Below are 11,017 nucleotides of genomic sequence, written 5' to 3'. Positions count from 1 at the left end.
TCCTGAGCCAGGATCAAACTCTCATTAAAAGTTTGAGTTCTCACTCATTTCTGTCACTGACAGATTTATTGTTTTTTCATTGTTCAGTACTACAACCTTAGTTGTAGTGCCCTGCACATTGGTTCGTCTTGTTCAGTTTTCAAAGGTCTTTGTCACTCACTTCTCTCAAGTGACAACTATATTAGTATATCACAGTCGCTTTCGCTTGTCAACACTTTTTTGAAACTTTTTTAAACTTTTTTCATCAAGTGTTACTACCGCAACATACCATAGTCCGTACGGGATTCGAACCCGTGTTACCGCCGTGAAAAGGCGGTGTCTTAACCCCTTGACCAACGGACCAGAGTTGTTATTTTCAACTCTTACTATTATACCGACTTTTCAAACTTTGTCAACACCTTTTTTAAACTTTTTTTACTTTTTTGCATGAATTCCTAATGTGTACGGATATCAAACTCTTTAAACACAATGCGTAAGTCCCTTAGAACTCTTTGACGACCTCGAAAGCGTTCATGTCTTAAAACGCGTTCTAACTCTTCTTGTTTCTCTTTACTTTGTTTGATTCTATAATCTCTTAGTGTCTCATGAAAGAGATAATAATCATCTAGCCAGAGTCCTCCCTCACTTATACGATGACTAATCTCACCCACTTCTTCATAAAGCTCTTTATCATATCTCCGTTTTTGACTTTCTTGTTTACGGAGATAATCTAGAATTCGATTCCGGAATTTTGTTTTGAAATATTTCCTTAAACGAGGAATATCTTCTACTATCCCTTCTTCTCTACTGATTAATTCATGTAAGCAAATCATTCCCTCTTGATCCCAGTCCGATAACTCCCACAAATGAAGGTAATATTCATTTCTACACTTGTATACAATTCCCTGGACTTCTTTATACAATTCTTTAAGCATAATCTTCCCCTTTCTGTGTACAGTCTAACAGATTCAGAAACACTTTTGGCACATTTCATCCATTCTGCACCCTTTAGCTCCTCAACTGCACAAAAAAGAGAGGACAAGCCTCTCTTTGGGTTATTTTTCATCATTCATTTTTGACTTTACTTCATCATAAGATAATGCATGTGATTCTTCTTCTACTGTTTCAGGCATCTTTCCTGTTTCGTAAAGAGATTTAATTTGTGTACTATCCAATGTTTCGTATTTCAATAATGCTTCTGCAATCAACTTGTGAGTTTCACGATTTGACTGAATAATTTCAGCAGCTTTATTTCGTGCTTCATTTAATAATGAACGAACTTCTTCGTCAATTTCATAAGCTGTTTGTTCTGAAATTGATTTTTGAGGGCTTTGTACACCAAACATGGCATGATTACCCTCATATTGTACCGGACCAAGTTTTTCACTCATACCGTACTCTGTAACCATTGCACGAGCCATCTGTGTCGCTTGTTCAAAGTCATTTGAAGCTCCTGTCGTTTGGACATTAAAGATAATTTCTTCAGCTACACGTCCACCCATTAAGCCAGCCAATTGCTCTTTCATATCTTCTTTAGATAGAAGCATTTGATCCTCTTTAGGAAGTGCAATCATATAACCACCTGCACGACCACGTGGTACAATTGTAACCTTATGGACAACTCGGGCATTCGATAAGACTAAACCAACAATGGTATGTCCTGCCTCATGATAGGCAACCAATTCACGTTCTTTTTGTGAAACTGTCTTATCTTTCTTAGAAGGACCAGCAATCACTCTATCTTCTGCTTCATCAATATCTGAAGCATCAATTATCGATTTATTGCGACGAGCAGCGACTAAAGCAGCTTCATTCAATACATTCTCTAAATCAGCACCAACAAAACCTGGAGTTTGTTGAGCAACTAATTTCAAATCTACATCTTCTGCTAAAGGCTTGTTCTTAGCGTGAACTTTCAAGATTGCTTCACGACCTTTAACATCAGGACGGCCAACCAATACTTTTCTATCAAAACGTCCTGGACGCAGAAGGGCAGGGTCAAGTACATCTGAACGGTTTGTCGCAGCGATGACAATAATCCCTTCATTTCCCTCAAAACCATCCATCTCAATCAAAAGTTGGTTCAAGGTTTGTTCACGTTCGTCATTACCTCCGCCAAGACCGACTCCACGTTGACGTCCAACAGCATCAATTTCATCGATAAAGATAATAGCTGGTGCTGCTTTTTTGGCATCTTCAAAAAGAGAACGAACACGACTAGCTCCAACTCCGACAAACATTTCTACAAAGTCAGAACCTGAAATACTAAAGAATGGAACACCTGCTTCTCCGGCGACTGCCTTAGCAAGCAAAGTTTTACCTGTTCCCGGAGGTCCCTCCAAAAGAACACCTGCTGGAATACGAGCTCCAAGTTTTGTAAATCGTTTTGGATCTTTTAAGAATTCAACAACTTCAACTAGTTCTTGTTTTTCTTCTTCAGCTCCAGCAACATCTGAAAATCTTACTTTTATATCTTCTTTATTTGCAGCTTTAGCCTTACTACGTCCAAAACTCATTGGGTTACGGCTATTATTTCCTCCCATATTTCCCATCATAGAGAATAGGAAGAAGAAAAGAATACCGAATGGCACAATGGATACAAGAATATTAATCCACATACCACTTGAACTTTCATGCTTAACAGTTACTTCCGCTTTATGGTCAGAAGCAAGCTTTTGCAATTCAGATACTGTCGTATCTGAAGGAAGAATGATGCTTGAAAATTTCTCTACTGTTGTAGCAGAAGGAGAAAAGAACTGAATTCCTGTTTCTTCTTTACTTGTTTTAGGATTTTTATAAACACCTGAAACTTCGATAACACTGCCATTTGGTTGGTAAGTCAATTCTTTTACATTGTCATCGGTAATTTCTTTTACCAATTCTGTATAATTAATTTGCTCACTTTTCCCTGCAACACTACCTGTACTAAAATACTGGTAGGCTGTAACTAGGAAAAAAATAAGTAATAACCATAGAAAAGGATTTTTAATTAAACCATTATTTTGTTTTTTCATTAAAAATTGTTCTTTCTAATTTGAATACACTTCTTCTTTCAATACTCCAACATAAGGAAGGTTACGATAGTTTTCTTTGTAGTCTAAGCCATAACCTACTACAAACTCATTTGGAATAGTAAAGCAGGTATAGTCTGCCTCAATTTCTACAACACGTCCTTCTGGTTTGTCCAACAAGGTTGCAATGTTAACAGAAGCTGCTTCTCTTGCAATAAACATATCTCGCAAATTCTTCAAAGTTTGACCTGTATCGATGATATCTTCTACAAATAGAACATGTCTTCCTTTGATATCTTGAGTCACATCTTGTTTAATATTGATAACACCACTACTTGCTGTTCCACCATGGTAGCTAGAAACCATCATGAAGTCCATTTCAATATGTGTGTCGATATGTTTGACCAATTCAGCCATAAAAGGAATAGATCCTTTTAAAATCCCAACTAAAATTGGATTTTTTCCTGCATAGTCTTTGGTTAATTGAGCACCTAATTTTTTAGCAGCTTCTGTAATTTCATCGTGTGAAACGAGGATTTTTTTAATATCGTTTTCTAACATTTTTTTACCTATCTATTTTTTCTATATAAAGTACAGTGTTCATTATATCATTTTTCGTGTTTTTACTCAAATTACTGGTCGCAATTCCCAAAATTGAGACAATTTCACCAAATTGCTCAATAATCAGAGCAGATTTTCGCTTTTCCATAGGGATTTTCAAATCAATAAATAGACGTCTAAGTTTTTTTCTATGCCCATTTTGAATCAAAAAATCTCCTGTTTTTCGATGACGAATGTGTATGGATGTTTCCCGTGAAACAGGTACCTGCTGAATTAATTCACCTTCTAAAGGAAGTCCAAAGGAAAATAAATAACCTTGGTAAGATACCTGATTTTGATAGTGTAACACAAGTTCATCTTCCTTTTCATCAGACTGAGGACTGATTTTACAAATCTTAAACCATTGGTACTCTTTTATCAATTCATAGCCATTTTTAAGTAAATGACGATACTGGCTTTTAGATTTTAAAATTTGCCGAACTTCAGCAAACTGCGCTTTTGTAAGATTCAAATCTGGAAAACGATTCAGATAAGTTTGAAGTAAAACTCTTTGTGTCGACTCAGAGTAAGACAATAGCTGATCTAAATTTTCTACATCAATATTCTTTGATAATTCAGCTATTGCCAAATCATAATCTAAAATTTCATTGCCGATGCTTAAGATCGCATCTCTAAATCTAGGATTTTCTTTTTCTAATTCTGGTAAGTATGAGTTTCGAATACGATTGCGAAAATAATGATTTTTCTTATTTGATGTATCTTCAAAGTGAAAAATTGGTGGAAAGTCTTTTTTCTGAAAATGCAAGAAGGGGCGAATGATTTCTATCTCTCCGACTACTTGCTTCTCCTTAATTCCTGATAGATAGCGCAAGCGAGTCCCTCGAATCAAACGCATCAAAATCGTTTCCACCTGATCATCCGCATGGTGGGCAGTAACTAAAGCTGTCGCACCTGTCTTTTTCATGACCTCTTGAAAAAAATCATAACGAAAATGTCGAGCACGAGCTTCTGAAAATTCACCTAAAAAATTGCTGATATAAATAGGAAGCTCTGCTTCAGCAGCCAACTTCCTTAATTCCTTTTCTTCCCAATCTGATTCTACTCTCTGCTTATGATTCACATGGGCTAGAATCAATTCAATTTCTAACTCTTTTTGATAAGTAGATAATACCTTAAATAGAAACATAGAATCTAACCCACCAGAAAGAGCTAGCACCACCTTAGTATGCTTTTTGAAATATCCCTTCTTGAGAAAATGATTTAAAAAATCTTGTTCCCTCATTTTAGAACCTCATAAACATCCTTGGATATCTGAGAAATTGTATCATAATCAGAATTCCTAGTGAAAATAGAAAGAATAAATGGAGAATCTGCGTAGACAACACCCGTATCATGCTTAAATTCGTCCGCATCCCCAATTTTATGAGCTACCTTCACAGAAACACCTTTGGCAATTCGCTGATTATCAAAATCTGTTTTAGTCAAAGACTCTAGCACAAATCCATTTTGATTATAAATAGCTTCCATGACCTTCCCGGCCATCTTGGAAGAAATCAATTTTTCTTTTGGATCCCAATCATCTCCCATAATAGCAGACATCTTAGACTTAAATGTGGCATCAGATTGGTTTGAAATGTAATAACCCAATATATTATGAGCTACATTATCAGATTCTTTAGATACTTTTGTGATTAAGTCCTTGAGAGAATACTCTTTATTATCCTCTTTTTTAGGGAGGCTACCACTTCCCTCTGGTTTATAAGAACCTGGAAAATCATTGACTGCAGATACGTATTTTACAGTCGTATCTAACTGATAAAGACCCTCATTTATTTTTTCTTGCGCATAGTAGAGATAAGGGAGTTTCAAAACGCTAGCTGCATACATCTTTTCATCTTGATTGATACCAGCTTCTTTTCCAGTAGTCAGTTGCTTAACATAAATAGAGAATGAATCCTTCTGATATTTTTCCGATAACATTTCTTGGACCTTACTCATCCGATTATCTTCTTCAGAAGTTGATTCTTTAGCTACCCATCCAACCTGATCAATATGTAGAAATTCTCTTCCTTCTACAAACATGGTCTTGTCAATCGATACTTGCGAATAAGCTGATAAGGATGATTTCACTTCTTTTAAGTCATAAGGACTATTGTACAGTTTAAAATCAGATTCTAACCATACTTTTTTTATTGTTGGAGTTACCTCTGATTGATCATATAAAGATCGTTTGTCCGCAGCTATAAATTGATGATTTGATAGCTTAAATACCGGAATCCCTTGTTTATTTAAGCGCCACTCGGTTATTTGAAAACTTGTTTGGGGAGTCAATTTTCCAGATTCCACTACTAAATCTTCATTCGCATAAACTGGAACCTCTCCATAAACCATGGGAGAACTTAATTTTTCTCTAAAATAAATACCAAAGTCAGATTGTGAAAGGTAATAAATTTCTTTCGAAGTATAGACGACTTCTTTTTCTGTGCTAACGACTTTTGAAATGGTCAAAAAACTTGGTAGCAACAAAATAATTAAGAATTTACGCATTCTTCCTTTCCTTTTCTTCTTGTAAACGCAATAATTGATTTTTATCAGCCAACTCTTCCAGCTTTTCATCTGATAAACTCAAAAATTTCTCAATTACGTCTAGTAAATTTTCCATTTTATCACCTTTGAAGCAAGTCAGGAATCGTATAAACTATTTCCCTCGACTTAGAATAATAGTACTTCGCTCGTGTATATTTGGCAGCATAATCCTCATCTTTCAACTTGGTAGCAAATGCTGTCTCCTTATCCTTTTCATCACTCAAAGTTTGATACTGAGTTTGCAAGTCTGATAATTGCTGACGTCTTTGGAGTAATTGCTGATAACTCTGCGCTAAATTAAAAGTTGGCAAGATAAATAATAGCATAATCAAAATCAATACCCAACCCATGAAACGATTCCGTTTTTGTCGCTCTTTCATCAGGTAGCGCCGACGTTGGTATTCATTTTGAATAAAAGAATTATTCAATTGTACAATATTCTTAGACATTTTCTTCTACCCGTGTTTCACTGATAATTTCATACATGCCTGCTGCATCTTCTTTTTTTGTACTATCTTTCATCTCTAGTACTTTGACAAGTAGCAACTTATTTCCAAAACGAACTTCAACTTGGTCATTAACTTTCAAATCCGTTGAACTTTTGGCCAAGATTCCATTCACCTTGATTCTGCCTTTATCTGCTACTTCTTTTGCGACTGTACGACGCTTGATAATTCGCGATACTTTTAAATATTTGTCTAATCTCATCCTTATTACCTCAACTTATTATTGTACCATTTTTATCTATTTTATAGGAAAAAAATATCAAATGGAATTTTCTTCCTTCGACTCTTTTATCTCTAATAAACTTTCTCCAAAAATCAGCAGATCTTCTAAAATTTCATAATCTTTCTTATTTTGGACATCAAATACAAGCTCCATTAATCCCTTATTCTCAGTGATACCTGCTTTTAAGTTCGTTGCGGATAAAGCTTTAAAATAATCTTGAGCTAAAAACAGTCGTTGAGTGACTTTTTCAAATTGAACTGTAATTTTATTATCTTTTCTTTCCACACGTTGAACAAAGACCTTGTCCAAATATGATTTGACTAAACCAATCTCTAAAAGATAAGCAACCACATCTGGGTATTCTCCAAAACGGTCCATCAGCTCTTCTTGTAACTCCTCATAATTGACACGGTTGTCAATTTGACGAATTTTTTTATAAATTTCAATCTTATGTCGTTGGTCTGAAATATAAGTATCAGGAAGATAGGCATCAATTTGCAAAATCAACTCAGCATTCCCTTTGGTTCTTGTGTTAGCGTTACCGTTTCGTTTAGCAATAGCTTCCTCTAATAACTGCGAATACAATTCAAAACCAACAGAATCAATGAAACCAGACTGGGATTTTCCTAGGAGATTCCCTGCTCCACGAATCGAAAGATCTCGCATAGCAATCTTAAATCCGGATCCCAATTCTGTAAATCCTTTGATGGCTTCTAATCTCTTCTCAGAGACTTCACTGATTGATTTTTCTGGACGATACATGAGATAGGCATAAGCAATACGATTACTACGACCTACTCTTCCTCTTAACTGATACAAGGTTGACAAGCCCATATGGTCCGCATTTTCAATAAATAAAGTATTGGCATTTGGAATGTCCACCCCTGTCTCAATAATAGTAGTCGTCACCAAGATATCGTATTGTCCCTCAATAAAGTCTAATAGAGTATTTTCCAACTGGATTTCACTCATGCGACCATGAACATAACCAATCGAAGCCTCTGGAATCAACTCCTGTAATTCTGAAACCTTCTGGTCAATCGTGTCAACTTTGTTGTAAAGGTAGTAAACTTGACCTCCACGCTCCATTTCACGCAAAACAGCATCACGAATGACACTCTCATTCTTTTCTAAGACATAGGTTTGCACTGGATAACGATTAGTCGGCGGAGTTTCAATAACAGACAAATCTCTGATTCCCAGCATAGACATGTGAAGGGTACGAGGAATTGGCGTTGCTGTCAAGGTCAGGACATCCACTTGTTTTTTTAACTCTTTCAAAGTTTCCTTATGCTTGACACCAAATCGTTGTTCTTCATCAATAATCATCAATCCCAAATCAGCAAACACAACATCTTTTGACAGAACACGATGTGTTCCAATTAAAATATCAACTTGACCGTTTTTCAATTTTTCAAGTGTTTCAGTCTGCTCTTTTTTACTTCTAAAGCGACTCAACACATCAATATTAACTGCAAAATTTTGAAATCGTTCCTTAAAATTCGTATAGTGCTGTTGAGCTAAAACCGTCGTCGGAACTAGGACGACCACCTGTTTGTTATCATTGACTGCCTTAAAAGCTGCACGCATTGCAACTTCAGTCTTCCCAAAACCAACATCTCCAACTAAAAGTCGATCCATTGGTTGAGAAGCCTGCATATCTCTCTTGATTTCCTCAACACTACGAAGTTGATCATCCGTTTCAACATAAGGGAAGGCATCATCAAAAGCATGTTGATCCTCATCATCAGCTGAGAAAGCAAAACCCTTCAACCGGCTGCGTTCAGAATAAAGTTTAATTAAATCGTCAGCTATATCCTCTACCTGGTTCTTAACTTTTTGCTTTGCTTTTTTGAAATGACCATCATTTAATTTATTGAGTTTAGGTGCTTTACCGTCACTTGAAACGTATTTGGAAAGTAGATGAATCTGTTCCACTGGGATAGAGATTTGGTCCCCATTTTGATACTGGACACTAACATAATCACGGTGAATCCCTTTGATTTCAATTGTCTCAATCCCTAGATATTGACCAATTCCATGGATATGGTGAACAACGTAGTCCCCTTTTTCAAGTTCATTGTAATCTTTTAATCTCTCTGCATTCGAAACATGTTGTCTTCGAAAACGACGTTTCAATTTCTTTTGAAAAATCTCATGTTCAGTTATCAATAAAACCTTTTCATCTACAAAATGAAAACCATGTCTGAGATTGCCCTCGATTAAGTTTACAGATTCTTGACAGATTCTTGACTTATCTCTAGAATCTAATTTAATCTGATATTCCTCTAACACATCCTCCAATGTTTTACTTCCCATTGAATTGCTAGACTGCAGGATAATAGTATAATCCATTTTTTTATATCGTTCAATTTCTTCTTTTAAAAAAGAAAATTGATTGAAAAACTCCTGCATGGGATATTGATTAAATTGATAAATGTGATCAAACTTGAGATTTCCTAACCCCTTTTGCAGATTAGAAAAAAAGGTCACTGGACTTTGTTTTTTATAGATTTGCTCAGTATCAGCAAAATACTGCATCTCAGAAAATGCTTTACTATTCTGTAACTCTTCTGTAAAGTATTGCGCTAATTCTCTTTCAAAGACTTCATACTGATTCATCAATTTCTGATAATCATCAAAGAATATTGGAGTATCTTTTTCAATATAATCAAATACAGTCCATGTCTTGTCATAGCATAAAGATAAAAACTTCCGAGAATCTAAATGCACTTGTTTTTGGTGAAAACTTGAAAAAATTTCTTCTAAGTATGATTTTAAAATAGGTGATAAGGTCTTTGAAATTTGTTTTTCTAAGGCTGACCGACCTCGTTGATAATCCTTTTCTCTCAAAATTATGTCGCTAGCTGGAAAGATGGTGAGTTCTGTCTGATTTTCTTTCGATAATTGTGTTTCGACTTCAAATGACCTGATACCATCTATTTCATCACCAAAAAACTCAATTCGGCAAGGTTCTAACTGGGATATTTCAAAAATATCTAAAATATCTCCTCGCAAACTAAATTCGCCCTGAGTTTGTACTTGAGTGACTTTTCGATAGCCATTTTCCTTTAACTGATGGATAAACGCATGTTGGTCATATTCTTCACCAACTGAGATTTTTACAATACTATCTTTGAATACATTTGGAGACGATAAAATCAATCGACTTGCTGCGATATTACAAACTAAAATCCCTCTCTTAGATGAATCAGTCAAAAAACGCAAGGCTTCAACCCGTGAAATGATTTTTTCTTGTGAAGACATCAAAAACTCGACCATAGGGGAGTCATCTACCAAAAATGGATAGACCAGTTCCTCACCCAAGATAGAGATAAGATCACTAACCAGTCCTTCTGCTTCTCCATAAGTTGACGTCAATAACACAATCTTATCTTCCTGTCTCAAACTACTAGCAATTGCTAAAGCTTTTGTAGAAGTTGACAAGCCTAACATTAATTGTCTTTTCTTATCTGTCAGATTTCGATGCCATTTTTTTATCTGATCATTTTCTGAGAATAAATCTAATAAGGTCACCATTTATCCGTTATACCTCTGCATCGTTTTTTCAAAGTTTTTCTCTTGTAAATAGTAGTTTACAGAATCGTCAACTTTGTCAATAGACTGTAAAATACCAATATAATCATCCTTGTCAAAGGTACTCAAAACATGGTTAACAACTGACATTCCATTCTTAGGTCTTCCGATTCCAATCTTAACACGATTAAAGGTTTGGGTTCCAATATGTTGAATAATAGACTTGATACCATTATGACCACCTGCTGAACCTTTTGCTCTTAAACGAATTTTCCCAACTTCCATGTCAAGGTCATCGTAAATGATGAGTAAATCTTTAATATCCAAACCATAATAAGTCAATAAAGCATGAACCGCTTTTCCACTTTCATTCATAAATGTCGTTGGTTTGACCAGATAAATTTTTTCTCTATTTAGGAAAAAGGATGCTAGGTCAGCTTGAAATATCTTATCGTGTGTAAAAGTGACATTCTGTTTCTTCGCTAGTTGGTCAATCAACATAAAACCAACATTGTGTTTTGTTTCAAAATATTTATCTCCTGGATTTCCCAAGCCTACAAGTAATTTGGTCATTTATATTCCTTTCAAAAGCCAAAAGGGTTGGAATTTTTTTC

Annotated in this window: 10 protein-coding genes and 1 tRNA gene; all 11 read right to left on the bottom strand. The window is 35.4% G+C overall.

The features are described from left to right. Positions 1-270: 270 nt before the first annotated feature. The 11 genes from N8M09_RS04715 to pth all read right to left on the bottom strand — a co-directional run bounded on the left by N8M09_RS04715 (position 271) and on the right by pth (position 10,976). A tRNA-Glu gene (locus tag N8M09_RS04715) sits at positions 271-342 on the bottom strand. A 92-nt stretch (positions 343-434) separates the two neighbouring features. Continuing rightward, entirely contained in the window at positions 435-914 is a 480-nt protein-coding gene (locus tag N8M09_RS04710) for a sigma-70 RNA polymerase sigma factor region 4 domain-containing protein (RefSeq protein ID WP_261064165.1), read from the bottom strand. 120 nt (positions 915-1,034) lie between these two features. Then, positions 1,035-2,993 carry an ATP-dependent zinc metalloprotease FtsH gene (gene ftsH, locus N8M09_RS04705; protein WP_261064163.1) on the bottom strand — a complete coding sequence of 653 codons (1,959 nt, stop codon included), beginning with the start codon at positions 2,991-2,993 and terminating at the stop codon, positions 1,035-1,037. 15 nt (positions 2,994-3,008) lie between these two features. Then, entirely contained in the window at positions 3,009-3,551 is a 543-nt protein-coding gene (hpt, locus tag N8M09_RS04700; RefSeq protein WP_000892176.1) for a hypoxanthine phosphoribosyltransferase, read from the bottom strand. Positions 3,552-3,555: 4 nt separating this feature from the next. Continuing rightward, positions 3,556-4,833 (bottom strand): tRNA lysidine(34) synthetase TilS, encoded by a 1,278-nt coding sequence (gene tilS, locus N8M09_RS04695; protein ID WP_261064161.1) that lies wholly within the window; start codon positions 4,831-4,833, stop codon positions 3,556-3,558. Continuing rightward, the gene (locus tag N8M09_RS04690; RefSeq protein ID WP_261064159.1) at positions 4,830-6,098 is read right to left on the bottom strand and encodes a serine hydrolase; all 1,269 of its coding nucleotides are present in this window, start codon (positions 6,096-6,098) and stop codon (positions 4,830-4,832) included. Before N8M09_RS04690 ends, tilS begins: the two co-directional genes overlap by 4 nt. Continuing rightward, on the bottom strand, positions 6,091-6,213 hold the full coding sequence (locus N8M09_RS04685; protein ID WP_049524858.1) for an SP_0009 family protein: 123 nt from the start codon (positions 6,211-6,213) through the stop codon (positions 6,091-6,093). Before N8M09_RS04685 ends, N8M09_RS04690 begins: the two co-directional genes overlap by 8 nt. A 4-nt stretch (positions 6,214-6,217) precedes the next feature. Next, positions 6,218-6,586: a septum formation initiator family protein gene (locus N8M09_RS04680; protein WP_060806045.1), complete on the bottom strand. Its 369-nt coding sequence runs from the start codon at positions 6,584-6,586 to the stop codon at positions 6,218-6,220. Further along, positions 6,579-6,845, bottom strand: a complete 267-nt coding sequence (locus tag N8M09_RS04675; RefSeq protein WP_261054722.1) for an RNA-binding S4 domain-containing protein — start codon at positions 6,843-6,845, stop codon at positions 6,579-6,581. The genes N8M09_RS04680 and N8M09_RS04675 overlap by 8 nt, the downstream gene beginning before the upstream one ends. Positions 6,846-6,902: 57 nt before the next feature. Then, positions 6,903-10,406, bottom strand: a complete 3,504-nt coding sequence (gene mfd, locus N8M09_RS04670; RefSeq protein ID WP_261064157.1) for a transcription-repair coupling factor — start codon at positions 10,404-10,406, stop codon at positions 6,903-6,905. Next, on the bottom strand, positions 10,407-10,976 hold the full coding sequence (gene pth, locus N8M09_RS04665) for an aminoacyl-tRNA hydrolase (protein ID WP_261064155.1): 570 nt from the start codon (positions 10,974-10,976) through the stop codon (positions 10,407-10,409). It abuts the gene before it with no gap. Between the last annotated feature and the right edge of the window lie 41 nt (positions 10,977-11,017).

Origin of the sequence: Streptococcus mitis (genome assembly GCF_946190375.1) — a bacterium.
Classification (GTDB): domain Bacteria; phylum Bacillota; class Bacilli; order Lactobacillales; family Streptococcaceae; genus Streptococcus; species Streptococcus mitis_CJ.
Note: the sequence above shows the minus strand (reverse complement) of the source record. Positions and strands in the feature narration are given on the sequence as shown.